At 45.2% G+C, this 19303-nt stretch carries 13 protein-coding genes; 5 read left to right on the top strand and 8 right to left on the bottom strand.

The genetic code is table 11. The features are described from left to right. Positions 1–205 precede the first annotated feature (205 nt). The gene (locus D0S45_02080) at positions 206–3034 is read left to right on the top strand and encodes an insulinase family protein (protein ID TIH20152.1); all 2829 of its coding nucleotides are present in this window, start codon (positions 206–208) and stop codon (positions 3032–3034) included. Between the two features lie 45 nt (positions 3035–3079). Here D0S45_02080 and D0S45_02075 read toward each other — a convergent pair whose 3' ends face one another. Beyond that, entirely contained in the window at positions 3080–3709 is a 630-nt protein-coding gene (locus D0S45_02075; protein ID TIH20151.1) for a YigZ family protein, read from the bottom strand. A 185-nt stretch (positions 3710–3894) separates the two neighbouring features. Between D0S45_02075 and D0S45_02070 the strand changes: the two genes are divergently transcribed. The 3 genes from D0S45_02070 (at position 3895) to D0S45_02060 (ending at position 7791) form a co-directional block, all read left to right on the top strand. After that, positions 3895–4239, top strand: coding sequence for a hypothetical protein (locus D0S45_02070; protein ID TIH20150.1), 345 nt, complete (start codon positions 3895–3897; stop codon positions 4237–4239). A 149-nt stretch (positions 4240–4388) separates the two neighbouring features. Next, a complete protein-coding gene (locus D0S45_02065; protein ID TIH20149.1) occupies positions 4389–6392 on the top strand; it encodes a response regulator in 2004 nt (667 codons plus the stop codon). Positions 6393–6600: 208 nt separating this feature from the next. Beyond that, a complete protein-coding gene (locus D0S45_02060; GenBank protein ID TIH20148.1) occupies positions 6601–7791 on the top strand; it encodes a PLP-dependent aminotransferase family protein in 1191 nt (396 codons plus the stop codon). 79 nt (positions 7792–7870) lie between these two features. On the opposite strand, the gene D0S45_02055 is transcribed toward D0S45_02060, so the two are convergent. Next, the gene (locus D0S45_02055; protein TIH20147.1) at positions 7871–9592 is read right to left on the bottom strand and encodes a chemotaxis protein; all 1722 of its coding nucleotides are present in this window, start codon (positions 9590–9592) and stop codon (positions 7871–7873) included. A 161-nt stretch (positions 9593–9753) separates the two neighbouring features. After that, complete coding sequence (locus D0S45_02050) at positions 9754–10686, bottom strand: LysR family transcriptional regulator (GenBank protein TIH20276.1); 933 nt, start codon at positions 10684–10686, stop codon at positions 9754–9756. Positions 10687–10852: 166 nt separating this feature from the next. Here D0S45_02050 and D0S45_02045 point away from each other — a divergent pair, with 166 nt between their 5' ends. Then, entirely contained in the window at positions 10853–11290 is a 438-nt protein-coding gene (locus D0S45_02045; GenBank protein ID TIH20146.1) for a hypothetical protein, read from the top strand. A gap of 17 nt (positions 11291–11307) precedes the next feature. On the opposite strand, the gene D0S45_02040 is transcribed toward D0S45_02045, so the two are convergent. From D0S45_02040 to D0S45_02020, 5 genes are all read right to left on the bottom strand, one after another. Next, the gene (locus tag D0S45_02040) at positions 11308–12078 is read right to left on the bottom strand and encodes an ABC transporter substrate-binding protein (GenBank protein TIH20145.1); all 771 of its coding nucleotides are present in this window, start codon (positions 12076–12078) and stop codon (positions 11308–11310) included. Between the two features lie 233 nt (positions 12079–12311). Further along, positions 12312–13223 carry a bifunctional enoyl-CoA hydratase/phosphate acetyltransferase gene (locus D0S45_02035; protein ID TIH20144.1) on the bottom strand — a complete coding sequence of 304 codons (912 nt, stop codon included), beginning with the start codon at positions 13221–13223 and terminating at the stop codon, positions 12312–12314. A gap of 65 nt (positions 13224–13288) precedes the next feature. Further along, the gene (gene ilvN / locus D0S45_02030; GenBank protein TIH20143.1) at positions 13289–13768 is read right to left on the bottom strand and encodes an acetolactate synthase small subunit; all 480 of its coding nucleotides are present in this window, start codon (positions 13766–13768) and stop codon (positions 13289–13291) included. Between the two features lie 100 nt (positions 13769–13868). Beyond that, positions 13869–16991 (bottom strand): EAL domain-containing protein, encoded by a 3123-nt coding sequence (locus tag D0S45_02025; protein TIH20142.1) that lies wholly within the window; start codon positions 16989–16991, stop codon positions 13869–13871. A gap of 87 nt (positions 16992–17078) precedes the next feature. Beyond that, positions 17079–19280, bottom strand: a complete 2202-nt coding sequence (locus tag D0S45_02020) for a transglutaminase domain-containing protein (protein ID TIH20141.1) — start codon at positions 19278–19280, stop codon at positions 17079–17081. Positions 19281–19303: the final 23 nt, after the last annotated feature.

The raw sequence follows: 19303 nt of genomic DNA, 5'->3' as shown, positions 1-19303 counted from the left end.
ATCATGGATGCAGATGACTTTTTTACGTTTTTCGTAATTGTGTTTGTATGAAATGATTTTTGACATCTTTTGTCTTCCTTCCGTTGACCTTGTCGCAACCTGTGTTTAATTTCTTTTTCAGTGTTTATGGGATATTGTTAGTCGCCCTCTATTTATATGATAATTTGTACTTCAAACCTGATTGACATACCGGAGTTTAAAAGACATGGTCCCTCAAAAAAATGCGAAGGCTGCTGAGGCCGTTAAAGGATTTGATTTTGAAAAAATATGTATTTTTATGCTTCTTTGCGGGGTGCTGCTGATGAGTACCGGATGCAAAGTTGAAAAGATAGATGCCAATAAAAAAGAAGACGTAACTGCCGGATTTATTGAGAATGAGTCCGGTGCTGCTCCAGCTGTTCAGTCCACAGCTGATTCTGTTGCTGAAAAGGTTGCAACTGCTGAACTGAGCGATGAGATTAAGAAAGCCCTTGCTTCAGGTGAAGGTCCGCATGTGATCAAACTCAAGAACGGCATGTCCGTTCTGGTTAAGGAAGATGATCGTTTTCCTTTGGTCAATGTGCGTCTTTTCGTTCATGCCGGATCTTCTTATGAGGAACCGGAGCAGGCCGGTATCAGCCATTTGCTGGAGCATATGGTCTTTAAAGGGACCGATACCCGCGCTCCCGGTCAGACCGCACGTGAAATCGAGTCCGTGGGCGGCGATATGAATGCCGCCACCAGCTTTGACTACACAGTATATTATGTGGAAGTCCCTGAGAATGAATGGAAGCTGGGCATGGACATTGTCACTGATATGACCTTCAACGCCAAGATTGATCCCGAAGAACTCAAATCCGAGCGTGAAGTTGTTCTGTCCGAGCTGGAGCGGGGCGAAGACAACCCCGGCAGCAGGATTTTCAAGACCCTGCAATCCATCGTCTGGAAAGATACCAGTTACCAATGGCCCATCATCGGCTACCGTGACTCGGTAAAAGGAATTTCATCCGAAGATATTCACGCCTATATTGACCGTCTCTATCAGCCGCAGTCCATGTTGCTGACCGTCGTCGGTAAGATTGATCCCGAAGCAGTGGTCAAGGAAGCTGAAAAACTTTGTGGCAGTCGCAAATCAGTGACTCCGGTTGTTCCGCCCACTGCTTTTCCTGTTCCCGCAACCGGAAAGACCACAGTCAAGGTGGTTCCCGGTAAATGGAATAAGGTTTACATCGGCGCGGCTTTCCCCATTCCCGGTCTTGATTCTGCTAAGATTGCCGGACTTGAAACCATGTGTGAGCTTCTTGGCGGCGGTGAAACTTCCCGTCTGTACCGCAAGTTCAAGTATGAAAAACGTATGGTGGACAGCATCTCCGTTTCATCCCTGACCCTTGAACGGGCCGGGATGCTTTACGTGTTCGCTACTCTTGATGCGGATAAAGTTGATGAGTTCTGGAAGGAGCTTATGATTGAGCTTTCCTCAGTTGATTTTAAAGATTTTACTGACCGTGAAATGGACAGGGTGGTTATCAACCTTGAAGACTCCCTTTTCCTGACCAAGGAAACCCTTTCCGGGCTGGCTTCCAAATTGGGCTATTTTCAGTTCTTTGAAGATGGACAGCAGGCTGAGGAAAATTATCTCTACGATCTGCGCAACGTTACTAGGGATCAATTGCAGCAGCTTTACGATGAATATTTCGATCCCGAAAAGCTGGCCGTCTGCATGCTCATGCCCGAGGGTGTTGAAGTTGATGCGCAGGATTTTGAAAAGGCCGTGGCTGATAACTGGCCCGCAAAGGCCAAAGATGCTGCTCAGGCAGACGCAGCCGGACCGGGTGAAGCAGCAACCATCGAACTTTCAAACGGCAGCAAGCTTGTTTTTATTCCCGATGCAACCCTGCCGTATACAGCCCTGTCCATGTACTGGGTAGGCGGTGATGCAGACCTTACTCCTGAAGAGCAGGGCCTTGCGGCAATGGTTTCTCAGAGTCTGACTCGTGGAACTGAAAGCTTGAATGCTACTGAATTGGAAGATTTTGTTTCTGATCGGGCTGCGTCTCTCGGCGCTACTGCCGGGCGTGAAGTTTTTGCTATCAACGCAAAATTCCCGTCTCGGTTCACTGCGGATATGCTTCCGCTCATAAACGAAGTTATTACCAGTCCCCGCTTTGCTACGGAGGAATTGGACCGGGCAAAACAGGATCAGGTTTCAGCTATCAAGCGTAAGGAAGACCGTCCTTTGGGGCTTGCTTTCAGGAATATTTTCCCCTTTCTATATAAAGATGGAAGCTATTCCTATTTCCACCTTGGGCAGCCTGAAAATGTGGATAAATTTACCCGCGAGGATATCTTTGCTTATTGGAAGAAACAATCCTCCCGTCCTTTCGTAATTTCCATTTGTGGTGATTATGATCGCGAGGCTCTCGCTGCTTTCGCAAAAGAGTTGGACGGTAAGCTGGTTGTTAAGGATACCGCTGTATCTGTACCTGCACCTAATTGGGGATCGGAGAAGGATCTGACCATGACCCTGCCGGACCGTAATCAGGCTCACCTGATGGTGGTATTCCCGGTTCCGGGTATGGAAGATGAAGAGGCAACAGCTGGGCTTTCCCTGCTTCGCGCCTCTCTTGCAGGGCAGAGTGGGCTTCTTTTCCGTGACCTGCGCGATAAGCAAGGGCTTGGTTACACTGTAACCGCTTTCCTCTGGCAGGCTCCCAAGACCGGGTTCATGGCCTTTTACATCGGTACTAAGCCGGAACAGCTTGAACAGGCTATGACCGGATTTGAGAAGACCGTTAAGATGCTCAAAGAGCAGGATCTTCCTGAAGATGAAATCCTGCGCGCCCGCAATATCCTGCGCGGTGAATACTATCAGGATCACCAGAGCCTGCTCTCCCGCAGCCGGGAAGCGGCCAGCCTTATAGTAAAGGGATTTGAGCCGGATCTTGACCAGAAGATAATCGAGCAGGCTTCAAAAACAGACGCTGCTCAGGTTCGCCAGTTGATTAATAAATACATCGACTGGGACAAAAAATATACTCTGACTGTAAAGCCTTAAAGTAAATTAAAACCCCTCACTTCATATGAAGTGAGGGGTTTTAATTTACCTCCAAATATCTTTCTCTTCCACTAATAGCTCGGCTGTTCCGTTGGTGTCTTCTACAATTCGTTCGCAAAAAGCATCCACCTGATCTGAGGGCATGATTAACGTAAACATCAGGCTGGCCCCAAAAGATTGCTCTTCAATCTCAGCCCGGTACTCATCAAGCATGCGCCGTAGCATGCCTTCCTGCGCATATGAAATTTCAAGACTTAGTATACGCATGGGCACTTTCATAACGACATCAAGTGCTTCCAGCCCTTGCTGCACTGCGCCGGAATAAGCCCGCACAAGGCCCCCGGTTCCCAGTTTTATCCCGCCGAAATATCTGGTCACTACCACTGCAATATCACCGATTCCGCTTCCTTGTAGCACTTGCAGCATGGGCTTGCCTGCCGTTCCTTGCGGTTCGCCGTCATCACTCATGCCCATATCACCGGTCTGGGGTGGCCCGGCTACAAAAGCCGAGCAATGGTGGCGTGCATCCGGGAATTCTTTTTTGATATCAGCAATGAATTGTTTTGCCTGATTACGGTCTTGAACTTGACGTATGTCACATATGAAACGGCTTTTCTTTATTATTTCTTCAGTACGGACTGTTTTTGCGGGGACAGGGTATGCTTGGTTGGCCATGATTAATTAGTCTTTGATATGATTGAATTTGTTTGTTCTTAATTTCCTTGATGTCCATTAATACAGCACAGAAATCGTAATTTAAAGACATTTATTGCTTGACTCAGTAATAAGAATTGTTATTATTTAATCAAGGTTGATGGGAAAACAACTAATTTAGATATTTTAGACGTAAGGAGAGAGTTATGGGAAGCCTTAGAGATTACAAGAATTGGGATATTGATTGGGAAATGACCCCTGAAGATGCTGTAACCCTATACCTCGAGTGGGGAAACCATCCTTGGAATTCAAAGTTTGCACCGGTAACTTCCAAGAATGACTATACTAACTATTTCACCGTTTATCTGTGGGACGAAAAGCCGAGGGTGCTGTTTGTCCGCAGAAACTCGGAAGAGGCTCGTGAGCTGATGAGCATTGAACTTCCTAAGGACATTGCTGAAAGGTTCAGAAAGTCGGTCGGTGGGCTGAAGGGAAATTATCCCGTTAACACCGAAGTAAGAGAATGGATTGAAACACAGATGAATAATTAGTTCCCATCTCCTTATCATCTAACCGCAGGGGGGCAGACTCGGAGTCTGTCCCCCTAGTTTATTTCATATGTATTTAGTCGTCTGTTGTGGTATGATACTCTATACTGTTTTTTGGCGGCGGATAGCATTGTTTCCAAGGGAAGGACCATATGCCTGATATGACAAAGCATCAGGAGCTTGGCGAGCTCCTGCCAGCTATGATATGCGAGTTTTTACCGGATAGCACCCTTACATATGTGAATAGGGCATATTGTGAGTACTTCGGGAAAACAGAGGAAGAACTTTTAGGGAAAAGATTTCTTGAATTTCTTCCGGCTGCTGCTGTGGATGCAGTCAAGGACAGGTATCTAAATCTTCTTCCTGAGAATCCAATACATACTCATGTTCATGAAGTGATTAGAGACGGTGAGATTTGCTGGCATGAATGGACTAATAGGGCTTTTTTTGATGAGCATGGCCAAGCGGTCCGTTTTCAGGCAGTCGGCCAAGATACAACTGAACGTAAACTTATGGAGAGTTTGCTTCAATCTCGGCTTATGTTACGTGAGTATTCCATTAAACATAGCGTACAAGAGATTGTGGCACTCATACTTGATGAAGTTAAAAGGTATACTTGTAGTGATTATACATTTTTTCGTTTTGCTGAGTCTGAAGAGTTTGTTCTTGATGTAAAAGAACAAGTTCTTTTAAATCGTCATTTTATAAATACATATGATGCTAATGTAGTTGATTTCGGTATAGTTAATTCTTTGTGCGATGAGTGCTTTTCTAAATGTTGTTCAATTTACAATGAGTCATTCACAAAATGTTCCGATAAACAAGAGCCTTTGTTGTCTGGTGCGGTGAAAGATCTTGTTGTTACTCCAGTTATGTATCAAGGTGTTGTTTTTGCTTTGCTTGGTATTTATAAAAAAGAACATGGGTTTAGCAAAAACGATACGAAAGTGATTAGTCAATTCGTTACTACTGTGGTTGACGTTGTTGTAAATAAAATTATGAATGATGTTTTAGTGAAAAGTAAAGAGCAGGCAGAGGCAGCAAATAAAGCAAAATCCGAATTTCTTGCTAATATGAGTCATGAAATACGTACGCCCATTAATGGAGTTATGGGGATGCTTCAACTTTTGGAGACGACCGAACTTGATGAGGAGCAATTAGAATATGTCGACTATGCTCTTAAATCCAGCAGAAGATTGAGCACTCTACTCACGGACATCCTTGACCTTACAATGGTTGAAGCTGGGCAGCTTGAGTTGCGGAGTGCACCATTTGAAATTGTTGAAGTTTTGGATTCAGTTAGCCAGCTATTTTTACAGGAGGCACGGAACAAAGGTTTGGGGTTGAATTTTAGTATTAACCCTCAGGTTCCGTTTTTTGTAAAGGGTGATGCGTCTAGATTGCAGCAGGTTCTTGTAAATCTTGTAGGTAACGCTTTGAAATTTACCGAGAGCGGGAGGGTTGATGTAGAAGTTTCATTGGTCAGCGGCAGCTCACAGAGGCTTTTGTTTGAGGTTAGTGATACAGGAATCGGAATTTCTAATGATATTCAGGAAAAGCTTTTTGAACCTTTCATTCAGGCTGACGGGAGTTACAAAAGGCGTTTTCAGGGCGCTGGGCTGGGGTTGTCTATATGTAAAAGGATTCTTAAAGTTATGGGCGGTGAGATAGCTGTTTTTAGTGATTTGGGGGAGGGGGCTGTCTTTGCGTTTACAATGCCGCTTGTGGATGGAAATGTGGACTCAAAGGTTTCTGCTGTTGATGAACAGAAAACCATAGATGGTGTATTGCGCATACTAATTGCTGATGATGATTTGATAAGCAGGTTTGCCATCCAGAAACTACTTGAAAAAATGGGTCATGAAGTCCATTTTGTTGATAATGGAAGGCATGCTCTCGAAAGACTTGGTGAAGGCATTTTTGATCTTGCGCTTATGGATATTCAGATGCCCGTAATGGATGGGGTTGAGGTTATCAGGAAAGTTCGTTCAGGTGTGCTGGGCGAAGAGTTGCGCAACATTCCCATTATAGCTATTTCTGCCTATGCTATGGCTGGAGATGCTGATGTGTTTATTAATTCCGGGGCCGATGATTATCTTGCGAAGCCTTTGTTGTTCGAAGATCTTGAGGCCTTAATTTTGAGAAATATTTCTTAGCATTTTAATTTTTCTGTATTGTGTTAAAAAAAGCATTCTGACACTTGTGTTCTAAACGAAAATCAGTATGCTTTCTTCCATTCCAGCGTTCGCATTTCTTTTTATCCACAAATAAGCAACGAACTGCCGAAATTCTACTGCTCTTAGTGCAGTGGCGTACTCCTGTATGTCTTTTTTTCGGCATTTTTATATTCATAAGGAGGCTTATATGCCTGTTAAATTTGCTGACCGCATGTCCACCGTGCACAGGTCTTTTATTCGTGAAATCCTGAAAGTAACTGAAGATGCATCCATTATCTCATTTGCTGGCGGCTTACCAAATCCCGAGCTGTTTCCCGTGGCTGACCTAGAAACTGCCGCAGTCAAGGTCATGCGCGAAAGCGGACCTCAGTCCATGCAATATTCCACTACTGAAGGCTACCTGCCTCTGCGTCAGTACATTGCTGATCGTTACCGGGAAAAGAAAGGAATTGAGGTTGATGCTGATGAGATTTTAATCACCTCCGGTTCACAGCAATGTCTTGATTTACTGGGCAAGGTCTTCCTCAATGCCGGTGATAATGTTGTTATTGAACGTCCCGGATATCTTGGTGCTATTCAGTCTTTTTCCGTTTTTCAGTCGAACTTTCTTACCGTTGGGCTTGAGCAGGACGGTCCTGATCTTGGTGAGCTTGAGCGAGTGCTCGATGAAAATGAAGCCAAGATGTTTTATGCTGTTACCAATTTTCAAAATCCGTCCGGCCTGACCTATAGTGCTGAAAAACGTCAGGGCGTTGCAGAAATCCTTAAAGGCCGGGATATCTTGTTTGTAGAGGATGATCCTTACGGTGAGCTTCGTTTTATGGGTGATTTTCAAAAGCCTGTTGTACGCGGTTACCTTGAAGATAACGGAATTTTGCTCGGTTCATTCTCTAAGGTTGCTGCTCCGGGGTTTCGCCTTGGCTGGATGGTCTGTCCTGGCGAAATGCGCGATAAGCTGATTATCGCCAAGCAGGCTTCTGATTTGCATACCAGTACTTTCGCTCAGCGTGTTATGCATCAGTATGTCACTTCCAATAGTCTCGACGATCATATTGAAACTATTCGTGGCTGCTACGGAAACCAGCGCAAAGCAATGGTTCAGGCGATTGAGAAGTATTTTCCTGCTGAGGCTAAAGTCACTCGTCCTGAAGGTGGGATGTTTCTTTGGGTAACCTTGCCGGAAGAGATGTCTTCCATGGATCTGTTTGATGAAGCCATCAAGAACAAGGTGGCTTTTGTTCCCGGGCGTCCCTTTTATGTGGATGGTAGTGGTGAAAACACCTTCCGTCTTAATTTCTCCAATTCTGATGAAGAGCATATTGAAGAAGGTATCAAGCGTCTTGGTGCAGGGATTAAGGCTTTCTTGAGTAAGGCATAGCGTCCCGCTAGATTTAAAAATATGAAAGGCCCTGAAGTTTAACTTCAGGGCCTTTCTTTCTGTCATATGTGGCTGTTTTTTAATGATATCCGTGCTTATGCATGAAGTCGGTGTATTTGGCATCCACCACCATGATATGTTTGATGAGCCAGTCCTTGAGAAAGCGGATGATGTCTGTGGACGCGGTAACTTTGCCAGCATCAACATCATCTTTAAATTCTGCAATCTTTTCAATGAATGTTCTATGAAGTTTCTTGTGAGGTTCGGTTTCAGGGTAGCCGTGTTTGTCAAAGATTTTCTCTTCGTAGCCAAAGTGGTAGGTGGTGTATTCAAGCAATCTTTCGGCAACTTCGCCGATAACCGTATCAGCCTTGCGCTGTCTCATCGCACCGTATAATTCGTTGATGAGATCAAGAAGTTTCATATGATGTTCATCAATGGTGCGAACATTAACTGAGAGGTCATCAGACCATTCAACTATTTTTCCGGTGCTTGTATCCACAACTCTACCGGATGAAATTCCTTGTACAATTGAATCCAGTTCCTCAATGATACCTGCTATTTCTGTGAGTGCGTGGGCAGAGGCAGACATTCCTTCCGACGTTTCCGATGAAACTCTTGCTACGTCACTTATGGCCATGTTGATTTCTTCAGATGCGGCGGACTGTTCTTCGGAAGCTGTGGCAATGGATTCAACCTGGGTGTTGGTTTCATCAACGATGCCCACAATGGCTTCCATTAATTCACCCGATTTTGCTGCGGACTCGGTGGAATTAACAATATCTTCGGCTGCTGATTCAACAGCGGCGATATTTTCGCGGGCATTATCTTGAATCTTGGAAACTGCTTCACCAACCCCTTTAGTGGCATCCATTGTTTTTTCTGCCAGCTTGCGAACTTCGTCAGCAACAACTGCAAAGCCTCGTCCAGCTTCACCGGCGCGTGCAGCTTCAATGGCTGCGTTAAGGGCAAGCAAGTTGGTCTGGTCGGCAATGTCGGTAATAACGGTCATAATCTGGCCGATGCTGTCAGCCTGTTCGCCAAGGGTGCCCATGGTCTCTTTGAGGTTCAGAATTGTTTCCTTGATTTGCTCAAAGGACTTAATGGCTTCAGTGACACCCTGTGCTCCGTGTACTGCGTTTTCTTTGGACTGACCGGAACTGTTGGCAGCAAGGCTTGCATTCTGGGCAACTTCCAGAACTGTGCTGTTCATTTCTTCCATAGCGGTTGCGGTCTCGGTCACGCGGTCTCTTTGTAAGTCCATGCCAGAACTGACCTGATTGACCTGTGCACTGAGCTCTTCGATTCCTGCGAAAAGTTTTCCTGAAATTCCGCCCGCGTTTGCTGCGGATTTTGCGATGGCTTCGAGAGCTTCTTTTTGGTCTTTAAGTTCCTTGCGGATTTTATCCGTTTCTGATTCCGCAATGTTTACACGGCTGCGCAGGCTATCAGATTCCTCTTTTGCTTTGCGGCAGTCTTCGGCTAACGAATGAATAGCATCCCCAGTTTTTTTTGCCATATCATGTATTTCATCATCAAGATCGGCAGGGATGGAGGTTTTCTTTTTGCCTTTGCTCAAGTCGACAAAATAATTGTTCAGAATCTTAAATTGATTGCTAAACCCTGAATTAAGAGAAACAAAGGCTAACACTGTTGCCGCAATGGCAATACAGATAATAATGATCTGGGAAAGGGAAATTCCTGAATCTGTAGCGGGAAAAAATGCAGCCATGACAACCGAAGCAACGGCCATCAGAAAAATCACAGCTATAGACAAAGTCAGTTTTAGTTTCACGGGCATGTTTTCTCCTTTTTCGGGAATTTCAATGGTCAGTTTTGTTAACTATTCTTATAAAATAAAAAAAGATTATTGCGCAAGCGTGTAGGACGGAAAAACTGTTTTCATTTGGAGATTATAGCATTTTATTTGCAGAGTTGTATACTTGTCGTAAGTTCTTTTGATTACTCCGTCTCCAATGGTGGCAAAGACGTTGCTACTTCCTTTATCGTTGAGCGCATCCATTTTTGGGCTGGATCATTGTCATTCAATGAATGCCAGTGTTGCGCCACCTCAAATCCTGTATTTTCCAGCGGCATCCTTACAATACGCAGTCTACCTTGCGCAACATACATTTCTGCCAAGCGTTGGGCCACACTGCCGACAAGGTCTGAATTCTCCACTAAAGAGGGGATTACTGTTTCTTGTTGCAGTACAACTTTAATTTTTCTTTGCACTCCTTTGCGGTAAAGGTAGTCCTCCAGAAAACCCAACCCGGATTCGGAAAGGGAGAGGGCCGCAAATTCACTATCGGCCATTTCTGCCTCATCCATTACCTTCCCTTTAATCGGATGATCATTGCGGACGACACAGACCTCTCTGTCATCAAACAGTTTTTCCTTGATCACTCCGGCTCCGTATTCTCTGGGGCAACCTAGGAATATATCGAGCTTGCCGCTTTTAAGCATTTCAGAACGTTTTTCATAGGTTGTCTGCATTACACGAATGGAGATGTCCGGAGCTTGGGTTTCAATTCTATTTAGTATTCCCGGAAGCAGTAGTTTGCAGAGATAATCGCTGAGTCCAAGGTTGAATGTACGTTTGGATGAGGAAGGCTCAAATTCTCCCCGGTCATGCAGAGATTGAGTAATTGCTTTCAGACAGGGGGATATGTTGCGGTGCAGTGTTTTGCACAGCGGAGTTGGTTCCATAATATTGCCCCGGCGGATAAACAAGCGGTCATCAAAATGGTGACGCAGTTTGGAAAGGGCATGGCTTACCGCAGACTGGGTCATGAACAGCTTGTTTCCGGCAAGGGTCAGGCTGCGTTCTGAAAATATGGTGTCGAGAATCACCAGCAGGTTCAGATCAAGATTGGAAGGATTAGTTTTGCTCATACAGGGAATGAATAACATTCAGTGGTAAAGGTTAATAAACAGGGTTACTTATCTCATCAAAAGAATGCTTCTTCGAAGTCGGGAATAACTTTCTTGTATTTCTTAGAATGCTGTTTGAAACCTGATTCATTATCAACTTAGTTACTTTATTTATAGGGAAATTGAAATGCTCGCTCTTTATGGTTCAATCGCGGTTGTAGTGGCCTCTTCCGTGATTTATCACCTTGCCCAGAAAAGTATTGCCAGTGGTGGTTCCATATTCGGATCACTTGCTTTTGCTTATGCCATAGCCATGGTTTTTAGTCTGGCGGGCATGTTTTTCCAGACTGGAAGGATAGAGGTCCTTAATATTGTCAGTTTTAAGAACTGGCCGGTTTTGCTGCTGGGGCTGGCTGTTTTCGGGATTGAAATTGGTGTGTTGCTTACTTACAAGGCTGGTGCCAATGTAAATACTCTGCCTATCATGGTTAACGGAGTGGTTATGGCTTGTCTGATTCCTTTGGGTGCACTTATTTACAGGGAGCACATTTCAATGAGTTCTGTACTCGGCATTATGCTCATTGGTTCCGGGGTCTGGGTCTTGTGTTCATCAGGGCATGCCTGATTTGAAATTTAAAAAAACTATTTACACGGGGAATCTACTTCAATTGGCAATCTAATCTTGCGCATGAGTTCATCACATTTATCTGTTTTTTTAAAATCTTTAAGTTTGTTTGAGAATTTGCGGCTGATTTTGCCATTACCTGGTTTACGGGTGAATCCAATATATAGCGGGGTGACATGTATCGCTACAGGACAGGCTACAATCTTGTCTTCAAGGTTCATGGCTTTTAAAATATGATTTCCTACAATGCGATAGCCAGCGACCAGATCAATTCGTCCAGCCAGAAGTTTCAGAAAATTTTGACGTATGTTTTTTACTTCTTCTTTCCGGAATGAAGTACTGTTGTCGAATTTATTTCCGTATGTATATCCTTTGATGACCCCAATGATTTTTCCTTTAAGGGATGGTACGTCCTCGTATACAAACGGGTCATCAACACGTTTATATATTGTTGAAGTTATGTTCATCAGCGGTTCGTCCGGAAAGATCAGCCATTGTTGCCTGTTCTTTGTTTTGCGCAGTCCGAATATTCCATCCACTTTTTTGGCTTCTGCCATGAGCAATGCTCTTTTCCAAGGGACGAAGTCCACCTTGATTCGGGTGTACATTTTGTCAAAAATTATTTTTGCAAGTTCTACCTGAACCCCTTTAGCGGTTCCGTTCTCTTCATAATAGTATGGGGGGAAGGGGTCTGTTGCGAAAGTCAGCTGCCGAGCTGAGAATCCATATTCTGGGTTAAGGAGTATGATTGCCAAAGATGCGATGATGACTTTTGTTATGTTTTTCATATGCCCTCCGGCCATGATCTTGTTGTACTCTTTGAGAAAGATAGCAGATTTGATTTGGTCTAACCCGTTTAAATATAGCAGTACCGACTCCTGCAATAGGTTCGTCAGGAAAAAATAACCAACATAGCCGATTTTAAGTTCTTTCTCACGCTGAACAGCTCATGCATTCGCCGAGTTCTTGTTACAGGCTCTATATCGCTATAGTACGATAAATCCTGTTGCAATTCGTTGGATTACATTCCTGATAAATAACAGGCTAGTGCTATGGAATGGAATTTTGAGCTGTCGGAGTCTCCTCGCGATGAAACAACAATGGGCACTTCACTGCCAATCACGACACTGGCCATGGTTTTGTTTGCGATGGTAGTCAACGCCTTGTAAAGAATATTTCCGCTTTCAATGTCAGGAGTGAGCAGAATGTCCGCGCAACCGGCTACAGGGTTCTCTATCCCCTTACATGTTGCGGCTGTTGTGGAAATAGCAAGATCAAGGGCGAGCGGCCCGGCAACGTATGCTGCACCAAAGGCATCTTCCGCAGCCATTTTGGCAAGGATATCCGCATCAAGGGTGGCTGGCATGGCCGGGTAGTTTACTTTTTCGGTGGCTGCGAGGATGGCCGCTTTGGGTTTTTCCATCCCTAGTTTGCGGGCAACATCAATGGCATTACGCAGGATATCCGCTTTGCGTTGCAAATTGGGTTTAATGTTAACCCCGGCGTCGGTTAGTAGCACAAGCCTTTGTCCGGCAGGAGCCTCAAAAACACTCACGTGGCTGATAATGCCTTTAGTAGGAACCCCGGTCTGCTTGTTGAGGATTGCTTTGAGTACAACACTGGTGCTGACCAGCCCTTTCATGATCAGGTCGGCTTTATTTTCTTTGAAGAGAGCTACAGCTATTGCCACGGCTTCGGCATCATCGTTTTCTTCGTGAAATTCAAATCCGTCTATGTTCAACCCGTGTTCATCCGCCACAGCGAGGGATCTTTCCCGGTTGCCGATAAAAATAGGCTCGGCAATTCCTTCCTTGTGCGCGGTGAGAGCAGAGCGGATTACAAATTCTTCAGCGCATGGGGCTATTGCCACGCGTGCAAGCCGTTCATGATTGCGAACTGCTGCAATGATTTCATTTAGTGATGTTATGGTCATGTACGCACCTTTTTACGGTCTTGGTGTTCCATTTGGATTAAGATCAATTCCGCGATTGTTCAGCGTTATTCATCTCCACGTTTTAGTGCGATCATACCTGTGCGGCACAGGCTTTTGATTCCGAAAGGCTGGAGTATCTTGATAAGTCCTTCAACCCGTTCCTGGTCACCGCTTAGTTCCACTGTGATGGTTTTTTGGCCCATGCCGACTACATCAGCCCGGAATACTTCGAAAATCTGCATAATCTGGGACATGGTGTCTTTGTTTACTTCAATCTTGATCAGAACCAGTTCACGGTCCACAAATTCCTTGCGGGCAAGGTCGTCAAGTTGGATGACAAAGTCCATGGCCTTAAGTTCTTCGGTCACTTTGGCTATTTCGCCTTTGCTTCCCTCTGCACATATGACCATGCGCGAGACTTCCATGTTCTCTGTTTCACCACAGGATATGGAAGTAATGTTAATTTTATTATCTTGGAAAGCAGCTGAGGATTCTGCCAGAACCCCGGTTTTATTTTTTACCAGTGCAGATATAGTGTGTTTCATCTTTACTCCTGAGAATGATAGTTCTTTTTAAGGAAGCATACACGCAAAAGTATTCGCGAACAAGCAAGGACAACAAAAGGAAAGGAGATAGGGAGAGAGGCTAGATTGAGGTTAGTCCGGGAGGACAGAATCCTTTAGAACGCATTTTGACGAGCTTTTCAGCATCATCTTTAGTCTGGGGTTTATCAAAATAGAACCCCTGAACATAATCGCAGCCGATTTCTTTGAGCAGAACAAGTTGCTGTCTTGTTTCAACGCCCTCAGCAATAACATCCATGCTCAGGCTGTGTCCAAGCGCGTTAACAGCACGGACGATTTCAAGAGATTCATGGTCTCCGGCCATGTAGCTGACGAAGGAACGGTCGATCTTTACGGTGGAGGCCGGGAAACGTTGCAGCTGGGCTAGAGATGAATATCCAGTACCGAAGTCATCCACCGCAAGTCTGATACCCATCTCACCTATTTTTTTCAGGTTCAAGGATGATGCAGCATTGCGTTCCATGATTGCTGATTCGGTTATTTCCAGCTTGAGGTTATCCGGAGGAATCTCGGTTTCCTGTAGAATTGTCTCAATTGCATCGGCCAGATCCGGCTTGGAAAGCTGACTGGGCGAGAGGTTGGCAGTAAGGAAAAGATCGCTGGCATTGGGGTAGTCTTTGATCCATGAAGACATGTATTTGCATGCTTCAAAGAGAATGATGCGGTCAAGTTCAACAATAAGTCCGGTCTCTTCGGCGACGGGGATTATCTGGTCCGGAGTCAGGAAGCCCCGTTCGGGATGGTTCCAGCGCACAAGAGCTTCGAACCCTGCCAAATTTTTGTTTTGTATACTGTATACCGGCTGAAAGTATGGGAAAAATTCGTTCTCCGGGATACCCTGCCTGATTTCAGTCTCAATCAGCAGGCTTTGTAGGGCTTTCTCGTGCATGGTTTTGTTAAAGACCTTGAATTTGTTCACCCCTTGTTCCTTGGCCTTGTACATGCTGATGTCAGCATCTCGGATGATATGCTCGGGATGGTCGTAGCTTGAGGTCTTAAAAACAATGCCGATGCTGGAACTGATCACTATTTCTCGTGAAGATATATTGGCTGGTTTGCGTATTTCATTACGAATGTTGCGGATTATCTGGATGACCTGCTGAGGTGTGGAAAAGTCATCAATCAAAACAGCAAACTCATCGCCGCCCATTCTTGCGACTGTATCAACAGAGCGCAGGCAGTGTTTAATTCTTTTGGCTACTTCAACGAGCAGTTCGTCTCCGGCCTGATGTCCGAGACTGTCGTTGATGCGCTTAAACATGTCGATATCCAGCATGAGCACCGCAAAGGATCGTTCCGGTCTCTTGCGGGTCATATCCAGAGTTTCTTCCAGCCGCTCAAGGAAGAACGTGCGGTTGGGCAGCCCGGTCAGGGAGTCGTGCAGGGATTGGTAGGAAAGCCTGCGTTCATACTCCTTGCGCTGTGAAATATCGTCATAAATTATAAATGTTCCTGAAATCTCGTCATTGTAGATAAACGGGTAGCCAAGGACTGAAACCGGAATCAACCTTCCGTTTTTATGGCGGCGCATATCTTCAGTACGGTATGTCTCTCCACCAAGGATTTTTTTCAGGTTCACTCTGATTTTACTTGTGTTGGATGGGGATAGGTTTTCGCAACAGGGGGCCATTTCTTCGGTGGTATAACCGAAAAGTTTTGTGAAAGCCCGGTTTGTGTCCACCACATTTCCTTTGGAATCCGTAAGAGTAATGGCTTGCGGAGAACTTTCGAACAACTGCATGAAGCGGGATTTGTGCTGGAATATTTTGCGTTCGGCTACCATTTCAAGGGTGGAGTCAAAAGCAGTCCCGGTATAAAGTATGGGGTTTCCCTGATTATCGTATGATGTCCGGGCATTGATGGTTGCCCATTTCTCTTTACCATTGCGGTGGATGATGCGTAAGAGCATCCCGTTTACCGATCCGTCGACACGTAGACGTTTCAGGAGATTGAGGCGTGCCTTGCGGTCATAGAGGAATAATGTTCCTTGATCGTTTTCTGCCAGCATTTCGTTAACACTGTCATAGCCCATGATTGCAGCCATGGCCGGGTTGGCGACAGTTACTTTTCCCCGGGCAGAAATCTGGAAGATGGCAACAGTTGCGTTTTCAAATATTGAGCGGAATTTTTTTTCACTTTCAAATAAGGCTGTTTCAGCTTGCCTGCGCATCAGGGCTGCGGCTATCTGTTCGGAAATAGCGACCATCAGGTCTATATCCTGAGAGTTGTAGACCCCGCTCCGTTCGTATGACTGGATAGCCATAACTCCCATTGTCTTTCCCCCGAATTTCAAGGGGATGCCCATCCATGATTTTGCAGGTGAACCGATATGGTTTATTTTATTAGTTCTTTGGTCACTGAAATCATTTTCATCAAGTAACAGGGGGTGTCCTGCCTTAATAACTTCTACGCTTAAACTTTTGCCTTCAACTATCGGCAGAACTTCATTTGGTGACATGAAGTCCTTTTCATCAACATAGTAAGGAAAATTTAAGTTTTTCTGTTCTTCGTTATAAAGACCTACAAAGAAGTTTTCAGCTTCAATGAACGGCTTGATGCTTTCGTGGACTTGCTGGAGAAATATGGGAGTGTCCGCAGTTGAACTCAGAGCTGATGAAATTTTGTAAAGGATCAAGTTTATATTTTCGGTCTGTTTTCTTGCTGAAATATCGCGAAGGGATTCAATAGCCCCGATTGTGTTGCCGTTGTTATCCTGAATGGGAGCCGATTGAACCCACAGATTTGTACTTTTGCGGTTACCGAGATTCTGGATACAGATCTCAGCGGCAAGAGCTTGGCCCCTACGGCTGATGGCTTCGTATTCAATTTCGCCTATTTCCTCACAACCGTTTACAAGGTCGATCAGTCCCGGAGTTCTTTTGCCATGAAGAATCTTGATGTGTTCGAAATTATTTTTGCCGATGACATCTTCGGCTCTGATGTCGGTCAATTTTTCAAGGGCCGGGTTCCAGGCGACGATAACTCCATCTTTATTGATAATGAATGCAGGATCGGGGATGAAGTGTAAAATGCTTACAGCAGGGGAGTCTGGGACGAGGGTAGATGCATCAAGACCGGAATACGTTTTCTCAACGAGGTCTATAAAATGATTCAACTCATCGGCCAGTTCTGTGGACTGGGTGCCTATGGTTTCTTTCAGTTGTTTTTCCAGCAATTCGTGCATTGTAGATAAGGAGTACTTTATTAATTGTCGAGTTGCAAGTTAAGTGCCCATTTTTTTGAAATATCGTTATTTTTACTGCTAGTACCCTTATTTGCCGATTTTGTGGACAGAGATAGTAGGTTCGTTCTTTTCGTTCCTTTGGACACTGATCAGGTAATATTCTCCGTGAGGAGTGCTTATCTCCCATTCTTTGTTTTTTTGGTCCATTTTACCTTGAACAGTTTTTTCAATAATTTGAAATCTTTCCCCGTCTATAAATTGGGACACTGAAAAATCTTTAAAGTACTGCGGGCTTCGTTTCTTGTTTTCAAAATAGGGGAGTTTGAATTTTACACTTTGCCATGGGGAATAAAAAGATTTGCTCTGGTTCGTTGCGTTTTTATTGCCTGTCTGTCCCGGAAGTTGGGGATAAAAAGGCTGCCAGTTTTTACCATCGTAGAATTCAATCCAGCCCTGTTCATCAAGGTATCGGGCCGGGATGCCAGCACTACGCAGCAGTGCGGTGTTAAAGATGCAGATCTCCGCCTTTGAGGATGCTTTGCGGGTATCCAGAACTTCGCAGGGAGTAAGTGAATTTCCCAATGGTCCGCGCTGAATTGATGATATTTCGGTATTAAAGAGTTCAATTTTTTTCAGCAGTTTCCTCAATCCACCAGTTTTGGGCAGATTGAACTTCTCGTGCAGAAGCTCGCGCCAACTGCTTTGCTGCTCGTACATTATCCGCGGATTGAGAACGTATTCAGTGAAAATTTGGTCAGTATAATTTAATCCGGCAGATTTAGCCTGTTCTCTGGCCAGATCGGAGAACCGTGCAATTTCGATCAATTCATCAGTTGCAATGGTCAGCAAATCAGCCGGGCCCATTATGGATATCAGTTTGATTAATGAATCCCGGTAGCGAGCGGGGCAGTTGGCGATGGCCTGTTGGACTTGCGGGGTGTTTAATCCCGCTTTTGTAATGGTTTCAGCATGTTGAGGGTACGATAGCTCCGCGCTTTTTTTCATGCCTGCCAGTTTTTTCAGCCGCATTTCTTTGATGGAGTCGAATTCAGCTTTTCTGGCTCCTTCTGAATTTTTAGGCGGTGTAGGGATATTCAGATTGTCATTGTAGGCAAAACGAAAGCTAATGGTCCCTTCCGGTTTATTGTCTGCTTGCAATCGAAGTATGATTGGAGCTCGCTGAGTTTGTTCTCCGGGAATCCAGATGGAGCCAGCATATGCAGCGTTCCCTTTCTGTGTAGCTGAAATAAGTACGGATCCGGGGCCGAGAATTATTTTTGCCTTTCCTTCCGTATCGGTAATCTTGCTGGCAACAGGGCGAAAGGATGCGTAATTCAATACCGAGAAAAATATTCTTGCTTCTGGGACAGGTTTGCCTTTGGAGTCAGTAACCATAATTTCAGCTTCACTTGCCGGGGCATAACGTGCGGTGGTGTTGATGAGTGTGCAACCGAAGGAACGGCCCAAAATCGGATAATCCGATGAATCCACATCACCATATGCGTAGGAGATGACGAGCGGGGCCTTGCGCACCGAGCCGCTGAACCATGCATGGTCAAGTCCGTAGTCCGGGTTGGCGGATTCAATGTAATGCCATTTACCGTCTACCTGAACTTCAGTCCAAGTGTGGTTGTCGTTGGAATGCTGCCATGCAGGGACCATGGCCTGCCGTGCGGGGATGCCCACACTGCGCAACGCACTGACTGCAAGGATAACCGCTTCTTCGCATCTTCCCCAGCCGCGGTTGATGGTCATGATCGAATTCTGATCCCAGCGTTGGGTGGATTTGAATCCAGTCTTAGAAAAACACCAGCGGTTTACCGCCAGCACAGCCTCTTCCATGGATGCGCACTCAGAGACCAATGGGAGTAATTCATTGTAAAAATCTTTGCGCCAACTGACCGCTTTTTCCTGACTTACCCGGTGAGGCAAAACGTAATGGAGGAAATCGGTCCATGAGACATTTCTTCCCCATGCAGTAGATTTGCGGGCAAGAAATGCATAGTCGAGGTTCTCGGTTAACTGGTCCGTTGAAAGTCCGGCCCGGTCAGAAGGGGGCAGGTTGGCAACCAGAAATTGCGCGGCCTGATGTTTTTCGGGTTGGTCTTCATATTTGGAAATGAAATCTTCCAATTCGCTACGGTTGCTGCCCGAAGTTTCGAGAATTGTTTTGATGGAATTCGAATATGGAGAGAGTTGGGCCTGATAGTTTACAGTTGAACAGGCACACAGGGATATACAGAGGATAGCAGCGGACAGAATTGAGGGAAATTTTTTGATAGAATGCATGAAGATTGGTCTAGCATATCGTC

It is taken from the genome of Marinifilum sp. JC120 (assembly GCA_004923195.1).
Taxonomy (GTDB): domain Bacteria; phylum Desulfobacterota; class Desulfovibrionia; order Desulfovibrionales; family Desulfovibrionaceae; genus Maridesulfovibrio.
This window is presented reverse-complemented; position numbering and strand designations above follow the sequence as displayed.

Excerpts from the sequence above, each read along its gene's own strand:
- D0S45_02070 (TIH20150.1), top strand. The coding sequence starts at position 3,895 with ATGGGAAGCCTTAGAGATTACAAGAATTGGGATATTGATTGGGAAATG.
- D0S45_02055 (TIH20147.1), bottom strand. The coding sequence starts at position 9,592 with ATGCCCGTGAAACTAAAACTGACTTTGTCTATAGCTGTGATTTTTCTG.
- D0S45_02045 (TIH20146.1), top strand. The coding sequence starts at position 10,853 with ATGCTCGCTCTTTATGGTTCAATCGCGGTTGTAGTGGCCTCTTCCGTG.
- D0S45_02025 (TIH20142.1), bottom strand. The coding sequence starts at position 16,991 with ATGCACGAATTGCTGGAAAAACAACTGAAAGAAACCATAGGCACCCAG.
- D0S45_02075 (TIH20151.1), bottom strand. The coding sequence starts at position 3,709 with ATGGCCAACCAAGCATACCCTGTCCCCGCAAAAACAGTCCGTACTGAA.
- D0S45_02050 (TIH20276.1), bottom strand. The coding sequence starts at position 10,686 with ATGAGCAAAACTAATCCTTCCAATCTTGATCTGAACCTGCTGGTGATT.
- D0S45_02040 (TIH20145.1), bottom strand. The coding sequence starts at position 12,078 with ATGAAAAACATAACAAAAGTCATCATCGCATCTTTGGCAATCATACTC.
- D0S45_02080 (TIH20152.1), top strand. The coding sequence starts at position 206 with ATGGTCCCTCAAAAAAATGCGAAGGCTGCTGAGGCCGTTAAAGGATTT.
- D0S45_02035 (TIH20144.1), bottom strand. The coding sequence starts at position 13,223 with ATGACCATAACATCACTAAATGAAATCATTGCAGCAGTTCGCAATCAT.
- D0S45_02020 (TIH20141.1), bottom strand. The coding sequence starts at position 19,280 with ATGCATTCTATCAAAAAATTTCCCTCAATTCTGTCCGCTGCTATCCTC.
- D0S45_02065 (TIH20149.1), top strand. The coding sequence starts at position 4,389 with ATGCCTGATATGACAAAGCATCAGGAGCTTGGCGAGCTCCTGCCAGCT.
- ilvN (TIH20143.1), bottom strand. The coding sequence starts at position 13,768 with ATGAAACACACTATATCTGCACTGGTAAAAAATAAAACCGGGGTTCTG.
- D0S45_02060 (TIH20148.1), top strand. The coding sequence starts at position 6,601 with ATGCCTGTTAAATTTGCTGACCGCATGTCCACCGTGCACAGGTCTTTT.